Source organism: Hoylesella marshii DSM 16973 = JCM 13450 (assembly GCF_000146675.1).
GTDB classification, from domain to species: Bacteria; Bacteroidota; Bacteroidia; order Bacteroidales; family Bacteroidaceae; genus Prevotella; species Prevotella marshii.
Genome location: NZ_GL397214.1, coordinates 297,127 through 316,595, shown reverse-complemented (window position 1 = coordinate 316,595; position 19,469 = coordinate 297,127). Strand labels below are relative to the sequence as shown.

Annotated in this window: 16 protein-coding genes and 1 pseudogene; 8 read left to right on the top strand and 9 right to left on the bottom strand. The window is 44.3% G+C overall.

Annotated elements, in window-relative coordinates; translation table 11 throughout:
• Positions 1-304, bottom strand: a 304-nt coding sequence (locus tag HMPREF0658_RS01320; protein ID WP_006947993.1) for a ParA family protein, incomplete at its 3' end; no start/stop codon positions are given.
• 567 nt (positions 305-871) lie between these two features.
• On the opposite strand from HMPREF0658_RS01320, the pseudogene HMPREF0658_RS01315 reads away from it, so the two are divergent.
• The 5 genes and pseudogenes from HMPREF0658_RS01315 to HMPREF0658_RS01295 form a co-directional block, all read left to right on the top strand.
• Positions 872-1,156 (top strand): annotated as a pseudogene (locus tag HMPREF0658_RS01315) (plasmid mobilization protein); the annotation flags it as partial.
• 1,127 nt (positions 1,157-2,283) lie between these two features.
• The gene (locus HMPREF0658_RS01310) at positions 2,284-4,605 is read left to right on the top strand and encodes a TonB-dependent receptor (RefSeq protein ID WP_006947990.1); all 2,322 of its coding nucleotides are present in this window, start codon (positions 2,284-2,286) and stop codon (positions 4,603-4,605) included.
• A gap of 5 nt (positions 4,606-4,610) precedes the next feature.
• Positions 4,611-5,936 (top strand): hypothetical protein, encoded by a 1,326-nt coding sequence (locus HMPREF0658_RS01305; protein WP_006947989.1) that lies wholly within the window; start codon positions 4,611-4,613, stop codon positions 5,934-5,936.
• A gap of 19 nt (positions 5,937-5,955) precedes the next feature.
• The gene (locus tag HMPREF0658_RS01300; RefSeq protein WP_006947988.1) at positions 5,956-7,248 is read left to right on the top strand and encodes a hypothetical protein; all 1,293 of its coding nucleotides are present in this window, start codon (positions 5,956-5,958) and stop codon (positions 7,246-7,248) included.
• Positions 7,249-7,284: 36 nt separating this feature from the next.
• Complete coding sequence (locus HMPREF0658_RS01295; protein WP_006947987.1) at positions 7,285-8,346, top strand: DUF4876 domain-containing protein; 1,062 nt, start codon at positions 7,285-7,287, stop codon at positions 8,344-8,346.
• A 212-nt stretch (positions 8,347-8,558) separates the two neighbouring features.
• On the opposite strand, the gene HMPREF0658_RS01290 is transcribed toward HMPREF0658_RS01295, so the two are convergent.
• The 4 genes from HMPREF0658_RS01290 to holA form a co-directional block, all read right to left on the bottom strand.
• A complete protein-coding gene (locus tag HMPREF0658_RS01290) occupies positions 8,559-8,912 on the bottom strand; it encodes a virulence RhuM family protein (protein ID WP_024991103.1) in 354 nt (117 codons plus the stop codon).
• 19 nt (positions 8,913-8,931) lie between these two features.
• Positions 8,932-10,173 (bottom strand): site-specific integrase, encoded by a 1,242-nt coding sequence (locus HMPREF0658_RS01285; protein ID WP_024991104.1) that lies wholly within the window; start codon positions 10,171-10,173, stop codon positions 8,932-8,934.
• Between the two features lie 434 nt (positions 10,174-10,607).
• Positions 10,608-11,075 (bottom strand): helix-turn-helix domain-containing protein, encoded by a 468-nt coding sequence (locus HMPREF0658_RS01280; protein WP_006947983.1) that lies wholly within the window; start codon positions 11,073-11,075, stop codon positions 10,608-10,610.
• Between the two features lie 779 nt (positions 11,076-11,854).
• Positions 11,855-12,883 carry a DNA polymerase III subunit delta gene (gene holA, locus HMPREF0658_RS01270; protein WP_006947981.1) on the bottom strand — a complete coding sequence of 343 codons (1,029 nt, stop codon included), beginning with the start codon at positions 12,881-12,883 and terminating at the stop codon, positions 11,855-11,857.
• Between the two features lie 142 nt (positions 12,884-13,025).
• Between holA and HMPREF0658_RS01265 the strand changes: the two genes are divergently transcribed.
• Complete coding sequence (locus tag HMPREF0658_RS01265) at positions 13,026-13,475, top strand: type I restriction enzyme HsdR N-terminal domain-containing protein (protein WP_006947980.1); 450 nt, start codon at positions 13,026-13,028, stop codon at positions 13,473-13,475.
• A 218-nt stretch (positions 13,476-13,693) separates the two neighbouring features.
• Here HMPREF0658_RS01265 and HMPREF0658_RS01260 read toward each other — a convergent pair whose 3' ends face one another.
• Together HMPREF0658_RS01260 and HMPREF0658_RS01255 are read right to left on the bottom strand one after the other, a co-directional pair.
• On the bottom strand, positions 13,694-14,896 hold the full coding sequence (locus tag HMPREF0658_RS01260) for a C1 family peptidase (protein WP_006947979.1): 1,203 nt from the start codon (positions 14,894-14,896) through the stop codon (positions 13,694-13,696).
• 24 nt (positions 14,897-14,920) lie between these two features.
• Positions 14,921-16,318: an aminopeptidase P family protein gene (locus HMPREF0658_RS01255; protein WP_024991105.1), complete on the bottom strand. Its 1,398-nt coding sequence runs from the start codon at positions 16,316-16,318 to the stop codon at positions 14,921-14,923.
• Between the two features lie 190 nt (positions 16,319-16,508).
• Here HMPREF0658_RS01255 and HMPREF0658_RS01250 point away from each other — a divergent pair, with 190 nt between their 5' ends.
• On the top strand, positions 16,509-17,348 hold the full coding sequence (locus tag HMPREF0658_RS01250; protein WP_006947977.1) for a patatin-like phospholipase family protein: 840 nt from the start codon (positions 16,509-16,511) through the stop codon (positions 17,346-17,348).
• Positions 17,349-17,358: 10 nt separating this feature from the next.
• On the opposite strand, the gene trmD is transcribed toward HMPREF0658_RS01250, so the two are convergent.
• Positions 17,359-18,042: a tRNA (guanosine(37)-N1)-methyltransferase TrmD gene (trmD, locus tag HMPREF0658_RS01245; protein ID WP_006947976.1), complete on the bottom strand. Its 684-nt coding sequence runs from the start codon at positions 18,040-18,042 to the stop codon at positions 17,359-17,361.
• 145 nt (positions 18,043-18,187) lie between these two features.
• On the opposite strand from trmD, the gene HMPREF0658_RS01240 reads away from it, so the two are divergent.
• Positions 18,188-18,928, top strand: a complete 741-nt coding sequence (locus HMPREF0658_RS01240) for a nucleoside-specific channel-forming Tsx family protein (RefSeq protein WP_006947975.1) — start codon at positions 18,188-18,190, stop codon at positions 18,926-18,928.
• 133 nt (positions 18,929-19,061) lie between these two features.
• Here the strand turns inward: HMPREF0658_RS01240 and HMPREF0658_RS01235 are convergent.
• A partial coding sequence (locus HMPREF0658_RS01235) for a DUF6261 family protein (protein WP_006947973.1) occupies positions 19,062-19,469 on the bottom strand: 408 nt, incomplete at its 5' end.

Here is a 19,469-nt window from a genome sequence, read left to right as displayed (position 1 = left end):
GTACGTTGTAGTAATCGTCCTTTGAAATTCTGTCTATGTCACGCTTGCGCATGTCATGGATGCTGTACTGGGGAAAATCGCTGTCGATGACGGCGACGTTATACCCTTTTACATAATGCAGGTAGCTTGCCACGAGCACCGTGAGCGTGGTCTTGCCTGCTCCGCCTTTCTGGGTGGAGAAAGCAACATACAGTGGTTTGTCTTTTTGTTTATCCATTGTCTTCTTGGTTTTATAGGTGATACATATATTGATACATTTGTTTGTCAGTTTATCGGTTCCTTCCGCTTGACGTTCCAACCACATTCTCGCCGTCCGTTGGTTGCGACTGCCAATTCTCCTTGCGGAGATACAGCCGGAGAAACGGACAACCAAGTGTCGGTTGCAACCAACCAATGGCTATTGGTTCATGAGTCTCTCTCAACCTACCAACCGACTGTTTGTCTGACGCCTTTTGGTTTGTCGGTGCAAATAAACAATAAAATGTCGGTACTCTTATCGTTTCTCTTATAACTGACAGCCTTTGGCACAGGGTGGCATAGGTTGGCACAGGTAAAAAGCCTTTTTCAGTCTTCCATTTCACTCTAATTTTGTACCCGGGCGACGAGGTCTGTCGGTCGGTGTTCTCCCTGAGGGCTTCTGAAGGTAACTCTCTCATCCGTCCGAAGGCGGATGTTTGTGTCCTCGAAGACACAGCAAGATGTCCTTTGAGTTACTCAAAGGCTTTCGGGTAACTCCCGAAAGATGCCCTCTCTACACAAAGAGAGGGAGGATTTTCTCCGAAGTCGGAAATCCTTTGAAGGGCAGTTCTGTCCATATAGGGGAACAACCGGCACGGCGGCCGAGTCGCAAAACCACTTAATCCACAGAAATATGAAAAAGGAAAACGAGAACAGGGGCAGCTATGACAGCCCCAAGTGGGGCAAGCAGCCCAAGGAAACAAGGAAGACGCACTGCGTCATGGTGCGTTTCGATGACGAGGAATGGCTTAAATTTCTCTCCATATACGACCAATCTGGTGTCTATGCCCGAGCAGTTTTCATCAAGGCTCGCGTCTTCTCACAGCCTTTCCGCGTGATAAAAACGGACAAGACGCTGCTCGATTATTACACCAAGCTTTCGTCTTTTCATGCGCAATACCGCGCCGTGGACAACAACTGTGCGGTCCAAGACGATGCGCTGGCAAGCTATTTAGGACGTGTTCTTTCAAAATAATCTATCATCAATAGACGTATCTGAGAGGAAAGCCGGACAAGGAGTATAGCATGTTGGTATAAACTTTAAGACAATTGGTTGCTAAATTGCGACTGCATAGGGTGATGAAAAAGACAGACACATGGATAAAGTCCAGATTGATTGAATGGTAGCCCAAACGGTATCAGCCGAAACTGCGATATTGAATAACTATACTCGTCATACCGTGGTTGAGTAAAATCTTGTATATGGCGAAAGAGAGAATCTAATAAATAATTAAAATTGCTCGTTCCGTACCGTCAATTACTGTGAGATGGCCATTCGAGCATCATTACCAAGAAAGCCGTATTATCGGCTGTTGTCAGTGGTCAGAACTAGTTGATGATTGGTAAAATCCAAATAATATGTCTCATTACTATTTGATGAATAACAGCTTGATGACCAATAATAATGCTGGGCTAAAGGGTTTTGTCTACCATTATAGAGATCCCACACTGGAAAAAATAATCTGCAGTATTAATGCGATTTCAGCATAAGAAAAGTCTTTAAAGTTGTCGGAGTAAACCAAGGAGAGGATCCATGTGGGACAGGATAGAAGGAGACAAAAAAGTTCTTTTCTCTGAGGATGATATATTATATCACTGCGAATCTTTTTACCTATTTTTAAGTATTGGCTATTTAAAATAAAAGTTATATTTTTGCACCCAAATTTAAATAAAAACTATATCTTTTGCATGAGAAGGAAAGAGTAGTCCTTGTTATGAACAACGTTGCTTGAAAGAGAAATATAGGCGTATTGACTTGGTCAATTTAATACCATTTGGTACATTTTATAATGTTTATAAATGGATACAGATTGTATTTCTGAGTTAGAATACGAAGATAAAAACGATGTATTTCACGATTAGAGAATCTCACTTAGTAAGTGGTTTTACCTATGAGTGTTTTTTATGGAAATAAATATATAATAATGAGAATTTATGCATCTTGATTGTAGACCTTCACAACAAAAAAACTGCGTTTGGAATAGCTGCTTTTGGATGAACGAGTGTCTGTTTGTTTTGTCATTGTTGTTTCTATTTGCTTGTAGAATGTGGGCAACAGACTGTAACGAGCATCGGATGACAAATAAAGATAGTGACACGCATATTACATTTGTCATATTAAGTGAGAAAACACGTGAACCAATTATCGGTGCTACCGTTCGTTGTGAGGGGGCTATCACCCCTGTTATAACTGATATGAATGGTCGATGTATCATCATATTTAAAGGTTCGATAAATAAGATAAAAGTAGACGTTACCTATGTAGGATATAAAAAAATATCGAAGACTTTAACAATTGTGTCCGGCAAAACTGTCACCTTACAGATGCAAGATGATGCAAAGATGATAGACAATGTTGTGGTGATGGCGCAGAAACATCAGACTACGGCGCTGCAACAGTCGGCTACCATTGGACTGGATGCCATGGAGAAAGTAGGAACCACGTCATTGGCTAAATTGCTGGAGGTTGTACCTGGCGTGAGTTCTATCAGTACGGGTAACACTATTGCCAAGCCTGTCATACAAGGTATGCATAGCAGTCGTATCCTTCTTCTTAACGAAGGTGTGCGTTTGGAAAGTCAAAGTTGGGGCGAAGACCATGCACCAGAGATAGACTACAGTGGCACTAACATGATAGAAGTGGTGAAGGGAGCCGAATCTATACGCTATGGTTATGGGGCTATGGGGGGCGTGGTGCTACTCAATCAAGCAACTCTTCCTTATGGGCAACAGCATCTCAAGACTCGAGGAACAGTGAATATGGGTTATGAGACCAATGCCAAGGGATATAATGGATCTGGAACTTTGGAGATGGGATATAAACATGTGGGATTGCGTCTGCATGGTATGTATCAGCGAGGCGGAGATTATTCCACAGCTGAGTATATTCTGAACAATACCGGTTTCAATAATATCAGCATGTCAGCTTTGGCCGGTTATCAGAACAAAAATATCACAGCAACGCTGTATACTAGTCTTTACTATTCGCGAAGCGGCATCTATTATGCAAGTAGAATCTCGGATATCGACCAGTTATTGGCACGCTTTGCAGCAGGAAGACCGGATAACAATACGCTCAAACCATTCTCCTACAACATCAAACCGCCTTTCCAACAAACACAGCACTTCACCTTAAAAGGTGATATCAAATGGGAAATCAACAAGAATCACAAACTGTCGCTCATTCTTTCTTATCAAGACAACCTAAGATGGGAGTTTGACAACAGGAAACAAGACAAATATAGTTGGATACCGGTGCAAGACCTTATCCTTACGACTTACAAAACAGACTTATTGTGGAATGCAAAGTGGAAGTGTTGGAACATGACGACTGAAGCAGGACTCTCGGGCAGTTATCAGTCCAACTATAATTATCCGGGTACTAAGCAGCCGGCTTTCATCCCCAACTATGCAGCCCTTACCATGGGAGGGTTCTTTCTACAACAAGCAAAAATAGGCCGATTTCAATGTTCTCTCGGCATGCGCTACGATTTTAGGGCAATGGATGTGGATGGTTATACCAGTCTGAAGAGCTACAAATACTATAAAGATTTCAAAGTATACAGCAACTTCACGACTAGTCTGGCTGCCCACTATCAACTCTCAGACCGATGGGATATGCGGGCCAATATCGGATGGTCGTGGCGCCCCCCTGACATCAACGAACTTTATGCTACGGGCTTACATCACGGTACTCATTGGGTGGTGGGAAATCGAAAATTAACTAGTGAGCATGGATACAAAGCTGTGTTCGGTACGAGATACCGCACGGACTGGTATTCCATAGAACCGAGTTTCTTTTATCAACGTGTACACAATTATATCTATGATGCCATCGGAAAAGGATTGAATAGGTTCCATAACCATCCTAGCGGCAAATATCCGAAGTTTATTTTTGGGCAAGATAATGTGGTACTGACAGGAGGCGACATTACGGCAACGATTACTCCACTTACCAGTCTTACCATTATGGCAAAAGGCGAATGGATTTATGCCCGTAATCTTACACAAAAAGAGTGGTTGCCTTTTATGCCTTCCGACCGCTATGGTTTGTCAGGCAGTTATCATTGGACGTTTGACCGTATGGGAAAATACAACGCCTCTGTATCACTATCAGGTATTTACGTGACCAAAAAAACACATTTTGATCCAGACAAGGATTTGGTACCCGACTCCCCGCCCGCCTATGTCTTGTTCAACGGAACAGCAGAATGGAGTATGAAATTATCAGGACAGAGAGAATTGAAACTGATGATGATAGGTGACAATATATTTAACACACTGTATAAAGAATACACTGACCGCTTTAGGTATTATGCCCATGCGCGAGGCTCAAACATAACATTTAAAACAATAGTAAAGTTCTAAATAAAATGAAAAATAATATCCATATTGTATTAGGTATGCTTTGTGCACTATTGTTTCTGAGCGGTTGCTCCGAAGAGAGTGCAGATAACTTTTTGAAAAAGATAGTCAAAGCCCCTCCATCATCGATAGAACGGGACGTGAAAGGACATGAGCAAATCTATTCGGTACAACTGATCTTGAGGCTAGCTCGTAAATCTGATTATAAATTAGGCAATAGGGACGAAACATATGTGGCTTTTGAAGGTGGTAGCAAACCCACCCCAATCCCTCTTGTTCAGGAGATAGCATTATCGAAAGACGAAAATGGGAACATCACGGTTACATCCGATAGGAAGGTTTTTGATGTTGTCAAATCGGATAAGTTCTGCTATGGCCTTGAGCTAAAGTACTATGATGTCAATGGTATGCTTATCAACCACCAGTTCTCAAATTATTATTCCGATGACGAAGACAATTCCACCTTATTGGTACATCAACACTTCTTTACCATTCAGAATTATTCTCTGAATGGTCGGCAGTTGGTTTACCCCATGTCTTTGGACAGTGTTTATTATAGCAAATACGCTTTTGCTGAAAATGCGAATGGGAAAAGAATAGCAGCATCTAGGATATCTCTTTCAAATATCTATGCGCCCGATGACGACAATCAGGTTGATGGTGTGAGATATAGTCTTGGATTGGCAGAGAAGTCTATTGAAAACTCCATGAAACCTTCCGCAACAGAACCCTACGACGATCCTGTCACAGGCAAACGATACAGGCTCTATCAGACTATTAATAACTTCAAATTGAATGAGAGGGTTCCTGAAGTCTTCAGCTATGAGTATCGTGATACTGACCCTGTAGAGGAGGAACTTGGAAAAGATTTGACCGATTATGACGATATGAACCGACTCCGTGCTGGCAGTACAGTGATACGTCTCAGGGAAAAGAGGTCGCTGGATGACGGTGCGCCCTATGATGCTTTGGGTTTCAAAGGTATGCTCTGTTTCAAAAAACACGATATCGCATTCCAAATGAGGGTCTGCATCTGTCATATTCTGAATAGAGTATCCATCCCTGCAAATGAGAATCAGTTGGGAAAATATGGCTACACCGGTAATAATGTTAGTGGTGGCGTCTATGAATACAACATGCTCCAAACGGCATGGAACAGTTTCGACATCGACTATCCCATTGCTTTTAGAGTGATTGCCGACCTTGATGGAGACAAGGAGAAGTGTATGAATGATGTCCAACGTTTCTACCCCAAGGCTGAAAAGACCGATATGCAAGCCATGTTCTGGGGCGGCGACAGTTTCTTCAATCGTATTCCCAAGATAACGATGTAAACATTCTAAATCATCTGATATGAGAAGAATCATTCAAGCAGTCATGCTGACTTTCACCGTTGCAGTATTATGTACATCATGTGACAAATTTATATTCGGCGACGTCAAGGTAGACTATAAAGACAATGCCCTGACACGAAAGAAAATGCCGCAATCGGCTGCCGACTTGTATAAACCACCCATCGTTACGGAGGCAGGGTTAGCCAATCCCGACCCAGATGGTGCACTCAAGGATTGGGCCACGTGTCTCGTTATGTTCAAAGAAGGACATCCACATGGAGGAGGTAAATTCCATGGTAACTTCATCTATGAGAAAGCTCCTTGGAAACAAGAGGAGTTCGTTATTATCCACAATACCTCGAAAGGAATAGGCGTGGAGGTGGACACTGCGAGTACGGTGACCTATTTGGAAAAACTTTCCGGAAAGAAGGGACCGCAGTATGTCCGTATCATAGGCGGTTCTACCAAGCTTTGGGGACTGTGCCTGTTCTTTTATGACCGCAATGGAAAGCTTATCAACGACCGTATTTTGGAGCATTCAGACCAATATCAGGTCTTTATTTCAATCAGTGACGTCGACGACAAAGGCCAACCGTTCACAGTAAAAGACGTTCGCTATCGAGGGAAGAACAAACCGGATATGGTAGAGTCGGCATATTTCAAGATTCAAGACAGCTTTGACAAATTGAGATTATCGACCCCAAAGCTGTTCGAGTATACTTATCGCGATACATGGACCACCGAAGACATGGCCGATGGTGTGCGTGAATTGTTCAATCAAAAGCTGCTTCCACCGTTCCGGAGGTTCCATACCGATGGTGCCATGGCGCCATACGACCAAGACTGGGTGGGGCTGAAAGGGCACATAAAGTTTAATATTGCCGAAGAAGTCGACCCCATCTACGATGGCTGGCCTGTGCCGTTGAGGAACGGTGCTACCTACAGTCGGAGCAGCAACCTGTTACCCTATTTCTATTTGGCCGTCAGAATTATGAAATGTGATAAAGGCAAGAAGACGCTTACCCCAATGCCTCTCGGCAGTGACGGCCGGCCTTTGGGTGCAAGCAAGTACGTGTGTGCACCTTATTATAACCCTAATCCGCAATCGGGGTGGAAGGAAATGATACGTTTCAACATTCCGCTCAAGGTATATACCAACACCTATGATACCGACCCAACAAACCCCGACCCCTATGAGCCGTATTACTATCATTTGGGGAAAGAGATCGGACTGACACCACAAGAGGCATATGATGCTATCCTCAACGTGACGACCCACGGAAGCGGAGGGTTCGGTGCATGGTTCCTGTAAGAGACAAACATTTTTCACTAATTAAATCATACAACAATGAGAAGTTTTTTAAGAAGCGGGCTGTTGCTCGCAGCAATCGGGCTAACCGTATTTACAAGCTGCCGCAGAGACGGTGACGAGAACGGACAAACCTCTGAGACGAATATTGACCATCTCCTGATACAGGAAGTCTATTATGGCGGTACCTATTTCACCCGGACCTATAGCGGAAAAGTGTACAATGAGACTTACGATGACGACAAGTACATAAAGATTTACAACCCCACTTCCAAGACTATCTATCTGGACAATTATGCTTTGGCCGTACACCTGTTTGACCCTTGCGACAGAATAGACCTCAAAGATGAGTATAACTTCATCAAAACCCACTTCGGGGTGTCTACGATCGTGCTCTTCGGCGGAAACGGCACTCAGCATCCATTGGCTGCCGGAGCCTCTGTCGTTATCGCCAAGAAAGCAATCAATCACAGAGTCGACAAGGAAAAATACTTGAAGGAAAACGGCGAAGATCTGAAGAATTACCAAAGACTGGACCAACTCTTGGATTTAAGTAAGGCTGACTATCAGTGGATACCGAAAGACGAGGTCAAGGGCGTGGGAAGCAATGTGCGTGAAATGACACTGTGGTATTCTCAGGGAGATTGGAAGAAAGAGGAAATGAGCAATTTCGACGTGTCCAACAAAACGGCCATAGCCTTGATCAAACTGGGTGACACACCCGAAAACATCAAGCAAACGTTCCTCAAAGAGTTAGGTTACACGAAAGCAGAAGACATCGCCAAGAGGAAATACTGCAAGAACATTGCTTACCAGAGCAACGGACATCACAGTCAGGAAGCCACGTTGCTGATTATGCCTTACGACTGGGTGATAGACGTCGTGACCATCTGTCCCAACACGGAATTCAAATGGTCATTGGTAGCTGCAGAGGTAGACAAAGGTCATAAGGGCGTGCAAGAGACGACGAACGACAAGATTGAAAAGCATGCAGGAAAAGCCTTGATAAGAAGGTTCGACGGAAACAAGTTTGTCGACAACAACAACTCTACCTCAGACTTTGAAGTTGTAGAGGCATCCCTATTCTCTAAAAAAAAGTAAAGAACTTGTATATTGTCCAACAAAACAGCAGGCTATATCTTTTAGTGGTTTATCTTTGTGCACAAATACAAGATGAAAATAAATACAGATTGACAGGATAGCAAAACGTTCCTGCAAAGTTTATTACAAGCCAAGTCCTCCTTCGGCATTTTTACCGTTGGAGGGCTTATTTCTCCTTATTTTTATTCTCTATTTTATCTATGTTTGCTGTGTTAATTGACACATGCTGTATCAAGACAGAAGATAATGAATGTTTCTGGCTTTCGACAGATGCTCTCTGTGGCTTTCTTGCGCAATTGCCGGGCGGCAGAGCTGTCGATGCGGTAGGCAAGAGCAAGCAATAAGTCGAGATTGTAAACATCATCGTAGTTGCCGTTTTCTAACATTACAAACTGTGTTGTGTGGCACGGTAACAGCACCTCCGAGCGATATATCGCCCGAATGGTATGCCTGATATGCGTTGCCGTGGTGTTGAACAGTTCGGCAATTTCAGCAAGGGTCATCCATATCTCTCCCTGCGGAATATCAAGAACGGGAGGCTCAAAGGTAATTATATTGCGTTTCATTGTCTTTTCTCCTTTTTCGTTAAATGAGGGTTGCTGCGGCATGATTGCTGATGTCGGTCAGTTTTGTGGAAAGAGTATCTATTTCCCTACCTAATTTTTCATTGGTTATCTTGGCGTATATCTGCGTGCTAGTGATACATTTGTGTCCCAATAGACAGCTAACCGATTCGATGGGCATGCCATTGGAAAGGCATACCACCGTTGCCATGGTGTGCCGGGCTACGTGCCATGTGACGTGTTTGTCGATACCACATTTCTTTATGATGGTTTTGAGGAGATTGCAGCAGTAGACGTGCGAGGGAATGGGGAAGAGACACCCATTGTTACTAAGCCCGCTGTATTTGTCGAGGATTTGCAGAGGAATATCAAGCAGTTTAACATTTACTTCCACATTCGTCTTTTGTCGGCGGGTGCGTATCCACACATCGCCGTCGAGTGGACTGCGGACGATATTCTCTTCACGAAGGTTCTTCAAATCAATGTAGGCAAGTCCCGTAAAAGTGCAGAAGAGAAACATATCGCGAATAAAGGTTTGTGTGGGTGTGAGTTTGGGGACATCAATGAGCTGTCTGATTTCTTCCTTTGTCAAAAACACCCGTTCGGGTCTTTGCTGGCTTATGTTGTAATCGGAAAAGGGATAGCGAACCAGCCAGCCGTTCTCTACGGCTCGGTGCATGAGCATCCGCACAGGAAAACTATAAAGCCAAACGGTGTTATGGCTCAAATGGCAATAAGTGAGCAGAAATGTTTCGAAGTCGGTGGCAAAAGTGGGTTGGATTTCTTTTAAGGCGATATCGCTAAGATGGTGTCTGGTTTGCAGGAAGCTTTTCAGATGCTTATACACGGCATGATACTTTTGCAGGGTTCGCTTGGACTTTAAACCGCATTCCACCTTTTGGGCGTAGTCTGTCAGAAAGTCGTCGTAGAGGGTGATGAGGGTATGCTTGCGGTATTCCAAGCCTTGAAAGGCATTGCGCACCTTTTCGGCGGTAACGAAGTTGTCGCGCTCCATGATTTCCTGATAATGTTTTGTGATGGTGGCACGCAGCTTATCGAGCACACGATTGATATCGCGTGCCGTGATACTTTTGCCTGTGGCTCGTCCGCCTTTGGCACCCCAGAGTTTTGCTTCGATGGAAACCTTGCAGCTGAACTGTGCCTGTGTGCCGTCCACGGTGATGCGTCCCATGATGGGCGAGGTGCCGTCTTTCTTTACCTTGTTCTTCTTTAAGTAGAAGATGACAGAAAATGTACTCTTCATTGTGTTCCTTTCTTTGTTTGCAAAATTATTCAATGCAGAGTCATTCTTCATTACGCAAATCGCGGAGGATTACAGAAATCGAAGCGGGAGAGGAAGAATTTTCATCGGTTATCTCTTTGCTATCTCATACTCATACCTCTATCATATTGCCATTTCCTCGTCTTTCCCCTCTTTTCCGCCATCGCAAAAGAGGTTACGAATTGGAAACTGAACGATGGCTGCAAGTTGCCTTTTCGTGGCATAGCGTGACTTTTTATTACTTCTCAATTGTCCGCCTAAGAACTTGATTCACAACTCAATCGCTACATTTTTCCTGTTTTCTGATTTTATAGAAGCATTTGCCACTTAAAAGCATAGCTTTGAGAACATAAAAGCTATGACCTTTCAAAACAAACGCTATATGTACGTTTTACAATGTGTTATATGCTTTCTCATCAAGATTTCTTAGGAATGAACGATTCCCATGTCTGATCATCATAGAAGACTCGTATTTCTGTTATTTTCCGCTCAATTTTGTCAATAAAATTCACAACATCTCTCTCTGTCTTCGATGTATTTTTCTCCCTTCCTTGCTCAAACAATGAAGGATGTCGACCCATCTGTGGAGTAGAAGATGTATTACTGAAATTCAATAATGGTTCATCGGTTGCATTGCTCGAAGTTGTCTGAGATTCCCCCATAGGGTTATCGTCGTCAATAAACATTTTCCCTTTTCCAAACATCAACCAATCGGTACTCAAATTCGGAATTTTACTTTTGATGGCTTCAACAGTATTGAGTGTAGGCTTCGTTCTATCATTGAAAATACTGCTGAGTGAAGCGGACGACATTCCGATGAACTGTGCAAAAGTTTGCTGGTTCATGTGTTGTTGCTCCATGAGTTGTCTGATTCTATCCTTCATTTTAGGTCGTCTTATACGTTTAGCATGTTATTTTGAGTAATTTTCTTTGATTTTACAAAGATAAATCATTTATTTTAGATACACAACATTCACAGATAAATTATACATACCTACAATTTTGCTTTGCTATTTTAAATATTTACAAAGATAAACCATATCGTTTAAACCTGACATTTACAAACACAAACCTAAACAGAATAAAGTTGTACAGACGTACACTTTTATACAACAATACTAAATATCGTGCTGGTTATAAACAACTTATTAGCTATCTTACTGAGAGTACTTTGCTATCTATGCAAAAAATGTATGGAATTGTCTTATCAAACCCCATGTTTTATATGAACAAAAGTGTATTATCCACTGATTATCAAATAGATATTAGTCATTATAAGAATCCGTATATATCATATTATACATGTGTATATTGGGGTATTTTACATTTGAATATCCATATTCAAGGTATGCAGAAACTCAAAGGAAGTATTATCAAGAATTTTAAGATGTAAGTTTGTAAACTATTACAATGTATCTACATTTGTAAATTCAACAAACTTATAGCGAAAGAAATGTTAATTGTAAATTTCAGAAGACAGAAAAAGGTAAAATGAAGCATTATTCTCTTCTCCTGTTGTGATGGACGAAGCAGATAAAAATACGCGAGTTTTGAAGGGGTAAAAAAGTAGTAAAAGAACTGATTTATAGCATACTTAACTATCAAAAAAGCACCCTGCGAGAATGCTTATTTTAGAAAAAAGGAGAACAAAAAAGAAAGCTTTTTAGTGTAGAATGAAGAAAATAAGCTCTTTCATTAGGTCTCCTGCACCCGTATTTGGATTATCTACTCCTTTACTTTTCGCATCGACCTCCCTAAACTTATCAATAATCTGCATCGTTTTCATGCCCGAATAATTTCTCATGCCTGTAAGGTAATCTTTCAAAGACCAAGTGGATTTGAGATCAAGCCATGCTGCCAATTCTTTTTCAGAATTTTTATTGGGTGCATAGTAGGCTGTCATCAAATTTTGGAAAAATCCAAACAATAAGGGTAGAAAACTGTAAAGGGAACCAGCCTTTGGATTTTTGTCAAAGTAATTCACAATTTGGTTTGCTTTGAAAATATCCTTTGAAACGATGGCATTTCTGAGTTCAAAGGAATTGAAATCCTTACTCACGCCGATTTGTCTTTCCACGACATCGGGTGTAATGCGTTTTTCACTTTCAGGAAGTGAGAGAATCACTTTATCAAGTTCAGAGGTTAACCGATGAAGGTCGGCTCCTATATGGTCGGCAATGATCTGTACTGACTTGTTGTCTATCCCTACCCCTTTCGTCTTTAAATATCCTTCGATGAAAGCCGGCAACTCATAGTCGCGTTTCTTTTTGCTTTCAAAAACCACACCCACAGCTTCAATCTTGGCCAAGATTTTCTTTCTGCGGTCTATGATTCCGTTTTTATGGCATAGAACCAAGATGGTGGAACGCACGGGATTATCCAAATATTTCTCTATCGCATCCACATTTTTGATGTTCTGCGCCTCTTTCACTATAATCACTTGATATTCCGACATCATCGGATAACGTCTTGCCATATCTGCCAACTGAGCAGCCGTTATATCGGAACCAAAGACCACAGATTGATTAAAATCCTGTTCGTCAGGTTGTAAAATATGTTCAGCCATATAGTCAGCAAGTCTGTCAATATAAAAAGACTCCTCGCCCATCAGCAGATAGATGGGAGCAAACCGACGTTCTTTCAAATCCTTCATGATGGAATTATAGCCCATCGCCTGTTTTCGCTCTGCCATAATCGTTATAAATAAAGAGGTGTAGACTTCCGAAGCGGCCTTACATTTTATTTATGATACTTGTATGATTAGAATTTAATCTATAAATTTGCATTGCAAAGATAGTGGAAATCGTGAGAAAGACAAAACGAAACCGAAGAATATGCAGCAACTGAATCTTCCGCCCTATTCCGTGAGACTTCAAGAGACAAGCGGCAAGCGAACCATCTTCGACGTGCTGCGCCGTAAGTACGTTGTGCTGACTCCTGAAGAATGGGTGCGACAGCATTTCGTTCATTTTCTGATAGAGCATAAGCACTATGCAGCGAGTTTAATGGCCAATGAGGTGGAGTTGCGAATCGGCGAGAAACGGTTGCGTTGCGACAGCGTGCTTTATGATACGAGGCTTCATCCCCGCATGATTATCGAATACAAAGCACCTCATATTGCGCTTACACAGAAAGTGTTCGACCAGATTTCCGCATACAATATGCTTATGAAAGTAGACTATCTGATGGTAAGCAATGGCTTGCAACACTACTGTTGCAAGATGGATTACGCACGCCAACAATACCTTTTTCTCGAAGAAATTCCCGATTACAGTGCCTTATAACATAGCCCGTAAAGATTCTCTCACCAACATCACAATAAATGATTCTTCGTCTAAAAAAAGACGATTGCAGCTCCATTCATAATTTATTTTTCATTTATAGAGTGTGGGGCATTCATTATTTATTTCTGCTGACAATATTGGGAAGATTTCATAAAAATCCCTGCCACCACATAGGGCGACAGGGACAACCTTTTAAAATAAATATGAAAACTAAAACATCAAATACCGAGTTTCTTGCGTATATTCTGCGGAATAGCATTTTTGTTCACCATATAGTCCATGGTGTTGGCAGCGATAAAGTTTTTGGTCATGTACCAAATCCCTTTATATGCGCCGGTTTCGCCCCATGAATTTTTCACCATATAGTATTCTTTGCCATTCTGGTCTTTGGCAATACCGAAGATAAGCATTCCGTGGTCATCGGTCAGTTCCCAACTGTCGTAACGTTCTTGACGCTGTTCTTGTGTGGGAACTACTTCGGGAACATTCACTCCAAGCGAGTCGATGATGTTGCGCTGCTTAGCGGCCGACAGACCGAGCCAGCGTGCCATATCGCTACCTTGCAAGCTCTGCATCTTTTTGCCATCAACCATATAGGCCAATCCGTCGCGTGTGAACCCTGGCTCGCTTACATCGCCCCCCCAAGCCACAGTGTAGCCGTTCATGATAGCATTGTCGATGATTTGCATCATCTCATCCATCGGCAGATTGTAAGATAGTGGATTGCGCCAGTTGTCTTGCACCTCTACGGCAAACGACGTGTAGAAAGGATGGTGTGTGTAGGAAGTTATGGTCACATAATCGCTCCAATTCAGTCCTAAACTTGCTGCAAACGACTTCGGTGTGTAACTCTTGCCTTCATAAGTGAAATTCTCGGGACATTTGCCCAAATAGGCATCGAGGATAGCTTGCAATCCAACCTTCCACTGTTTAGACAGATGGCTGGCTTTGTTCTTTGCCACAGCTTCTACATAAGGGCTCATCACGGAGAAGAACTCATTGAAGTTGAACAGCGAGTCGCCTGTCATAGAGCCGGGGAACGGCATGGCATTTTCAGGGCAAATGCCATAGTTTTCCAAGCAATACAAGGGGTCGTAAGCTGCACCGCCTTGCGCGAATTGGCAGTCGCCATGCAGACGTACCACCTGTATGGCACGGTCCATATAGGTTTTGTTGGCAACAAAGCTTTCGCAAAGGTCGTAGGTCTTGCCGGTGGCACGCAGAATCTCGGCCTCGAAATAGCTGAGCGTTGAGTAATCCCAACACGTGCCCGAACGGTTCTGGTTCTTGATACTGGTGATGGGATTCTGCTTTACGACAGTGAAAACAGGTTTGTTAGGATTCGTTTTTCCTTTCTTTTTTGCTGCACTTGCCCCGGTCACAACCATGGCCAACAGTGCTAATGTCAGAATTTTCTTCATTGGTTTTTAATTATTGTTTTTATATTAATGATTGTTCATAAATGCTTCTACGTCGGCCGGATGATAAGGTATCAACTGCTCGCCGATATACCTGCACCCGTCTTTGGTGATGAGCAAGTCGTCCTCTATACGTATGCCGCCAAAGTCTTTGTAAGTTTCGAGCAAATCGTAGTTGAGGAAGTCTTTGCAGTGGCCTTTGGCTCTCCATTCGTCGATGAGGTCGGGAATGAAATAAATGCCCGGCTCGTCGGTTACCACAAATCCCTCTTGCAGCCGTCGTCCCATGCGCAAGGAGGCCGTACCGAACTGCGTGGAGGGCTGTATTTCTTCGTCGAATCCCACATAACGCTGGTCGAGACTCTCCATATCGTGGGCATCCATACCCATCATGTGTCCCAAACCGTGGGGCAGGAACATGGCATGTGCTCCGGCTCTTACGGCCTCGTCGGTATTACCTTTCATCAGTCCGAGTTCTTTCAGCTTCTCGGTCATCAGTCGGCAAACAGACATGTGCACATCATAGTATTTGATGCCGGGCTTCGATATTTCATACGCATGGTCGTGGCATGCCTCAACGATGCTGTAAATATCGAGCTGACGCTGCGTGTACTTTCCGCTTACGGGCATGGTGCGGGTGTTGTCGGAGCAATAGGTATTGATGTTTTCTGCACCACAGTCGCACAAGACCAGACGACCGGCTTCAAGCTCGGCCATGGAAGGAGCACCATGCATGATTTCTCCATGTTGCGAGAAGATGGTGGGGAAGCTGACCATGGAGCCATAGGAATGGGTGATACCATCGATTTGGCCGGCGATGTATTTCTCCGTTACGCCCGGTTTGATAAGTTTCATGGCTGTGGTGTGCATCTTGTAACCGATGGCCGCAGCCTTCTCCAGCTCCACTATTTCCTGTGGTTCCTTCACCGAACGCATCTTCACAACGGCCATAATAAGTTCCATCGATGCAGCTTCTTTCTGCTGATGAGGATGTATGCCGAGCAAATCGAATATCTGTATCTGAATATCAAAGCGATAAGGCGGCAGAAAATGCAGCTTCCGGCCTAAACGTTTGGCATCGTTGCAAATGTCGGTCAGTGCTTTCATGGGGGCAGAATGGGCTACTCCCACTTGCGAAGCCATTTCGCTCACACTGTCTACGGCACCCAACCAAACGATGTCTTCTATATCAATGTCATCGCCTACCAGGGTTTCTTTATCGTTATCAATATCTATTACGCCAACGAGACCGTTGCGATTTTGTCCGAAATAATAGAGAAAAGAAGAATCCTGGCGGAAAGGCGAGTAAGCATTAGCAGGACAATTGCTCGGCGATTCGTTGTTGCCGAACAAAACAATGACGCCACTTTTAACGAGCTTCTTTAACTCTTGGCGGCGTCTGACGTAGGTTTCTTTGTTAAACATAGGCTTAAATACTAAATTAGGTTTTTGAAGTTTGATTGCAAAGATATATATTTTCATTGAAAAAGCTGTATCTTTGCCAATAATTTGTCGTGAGAACGGGAGGAAAACGAACGAATTTCCTGCAATAAACTGCCGGTCATTTCTTTCCCGTTCCGTGATAAAGAAAAACCCATTGAACAAAACGAAAAGGATGGAAAGGTCTACAGCTTTGGTGTTAGAAGGCGGAGGCATGCGTGGAGTATTTACCAGCGGCGTGCTCGATGCCTTTATGAAATACGACGTATATTTTCCTTATATCGTGGCTGTCTCGGCCGGAGCTTGCAACGGTCTCTCATACATGAGCCGACAGCCGCGCCGCGCACGTATCTCCAATATTGACATGCTGGCCAAATACAATTATATCGGTTTGCGGCATTTGGTGACACAAGGCTGCATCTTCGACCCCGAATTGCTTTACGACAGATTTCCAAACGAACTCATTCCTTTCGACTACGATGCTTGTTTTGCCAATCCCTCCATTTTTGAAATGGTGACAACTAACTGCCAAACAGGCCGTGCAGAATATTTGACGGAAACTTCCGACCGACAAAGATTGCTCGATGTGGTGCGCGCCAGCAGCAGTCTTCCTTTTGTCAGCAAAATTGTTCCCATAGACGGCGTGCCCATGCTCGACGGCGGAATCGTAGACAGCATACCGGTGATGCGCGCCTTTAAAAGCGGGTTCTCAAAAGTTGTTGCCGTGGTAACCCGCAATTGGGGCTACCGACATACGAGCAAAGACCACAAGATACCTTATTTTGTGTACAAGAATTACCCGCGCCTACGCGTTGCCCTCAGCCATCGCATCGAAGTGTACAACGAGCAGCTTGCGCTTGTGGAGCAACTCGAACAAGAGGGAAAAATCGTTTGCATACGTCCCGAACGTCCCATGGAAGTAGGTCGAATCGAGAAAGATACCGATAAACTCGAACGCCTGTACGAGGAGGGCTTCACCTTGGGCGAGAAGTTCTGTAAAGCGCGTCGCCCGTAACCACCCGCATCTATCTTTTCTTTCTCAACAAATCAGGACGCAGCCGCTTCGTGCGCTCGTAGCTCTGCTCCATCTCCCATTCCTTTATCTTTGCTTCATTGCCGCTCAACAGGATGTCGGGCACGCGCCAGCCTTTATAATCAGCAGGGCGCGAATACACCGGAGCCGACAGCATATCGTCCTGAAAACTATCGCTCAATGCACTCTGTTCATCGCCGATTACGCCCGGAATGAGCCGCACAATGGCATCTGTCATCACCGCAGCAGCCAACTCACCGCCCGTGAGCACATAGTCGCCGATGCTGATTTCACGCGTGATAAGATGTTCGCGGATGCGATAGTCGATGCCTTTATAATGTCCGCAAAGCATGATAAGATTGCCTTTCAGCGAAAGGTCGTTGGCTATATGTTGGTTGAACGGTTCGCCATCGGGCGTGGTAAAAATCACTTCATCATAGTCACGTTCCGCCTTTAAAGCCGAGATACACCGGTCTATCGGCTCACATTGCATCACCATTCCGGCAAAGCCGCCATATGGATAATCGTCCACACGCCGCCATTTGTCTCTCGTATAGTCCCGTAGATTGTGCAGATGTATCTCTGCCAACCCTTTTCGCTGCGCACGTTCCAAAATCGATTCGTTCAAAAATCCCTCAATCATGGTGGGGATTACCGAAATGATGTCTATCCTCATACCTTTTTTATATCATAGGGCAACTCCCGCGGCTGCTCCTTGTTTCGGGCGCAAAGGTAGCCATTTTTCCTTTGAAAAGCCCTGCTATATGGAAAAATTGATGTACTTTTGTCTCCGTTTTTTATCACCTTTATAATATACGAATATGAGAAAATTCTTCATGATGACAGCCCTGTGCCTGACCGCAACAGGAGCCTTTGCACAAAACATTCAGTTTCACTACGACCTTGGCCATTCGCTCTACAACGAACTGAGCGACCGAGGAAGCGCTACCACAACCATCGAACTTTTCAAGCCCGACAAGTTCGGAAATACTTACACCTTCACCGACATCGACTACGAGACCGACGGCGTAAAAGGTGCTTATTGGGAAATTGCGCGTGAGTTTAACCTAACGGCCGACAAACGCTGGGCAGCACACATAGAATACAACGGCGGACTGACCTCCGACAAGCAATCCATGCACTCCACCAGATTCCAACATGCCGTGCTGGCCGGAGGAGCATGGAATTGGGCGAGCAGCGATTTCTCCAAAACCTTCTCCGTACAGTTGCTCTACAAATATTATTTCAAGGGAAAGAACCCGTGGAACCGTCCTTTCAGCGGCGTGCAGCTCACCGAAGTGTGGAGCACTACCTTCGCCCGTAAGCTCTGCACCTTCAGCGGCTTCTGCGACCTATGGTACGACCGCAGCGTAAAGGGCAATCTCATTGTGGTTTCCGAACCGCAGTTCTGGTTCAACCTCAATGCCCTTAAAGGTTTGGAAGACGTGCAGCTAAGTCTCGGCACAGAGGTGGAGGTAAGCAACAACTTCGTGTTCAACAAGCGCGGTGAAAACAACCGCTTCTATGCCATTCCCACCCTCGCGGCTAAGTGGACTTTCTAACAATAGACCCCAATAGAGTGCTGTAGGCACTTACTTTCCAATCATTAAAAGGCGAGTGGTACGCGTCATCGCGACGCGTACCACTCTATGTATTATGCAAAAAAATAGTTTCTTATAGGCATGCGGGGCTGCCTTACTCCTTCGGCACCATCGGAAGGGGGTCTGAGGGAACAGGACCGGCACCGCCGCCCGGATTTTTACCGCCACCATCGTCCGGCTTTTTACCGTCGTCACCTGGCTTTTTATCGCCACCGTCCGGTTTCTTGCCACCATCGCCCGGTTTTTTGTCTCCATCCGATGGTTTCTTATCCTTGCCGTCGTCCGGCTTCTTGTCGCCGTCTGACGGCTTTTTCTTCGGCTGTGTCTCGCGTTTATACCGGTCGATGTGCTTGTTGAGGAACTTGGCCAGCGCGTCGTAATCGCTGGTGCCCGAGACCATGGCCAACGCGTTGACGAACTTCACGAGATGGCGATAGGCCGCATCGGTAGCCAAACGTGCCTTGCGCAGTTCGCCGGCAGCAACGGCCGATTGCGCCGTGGT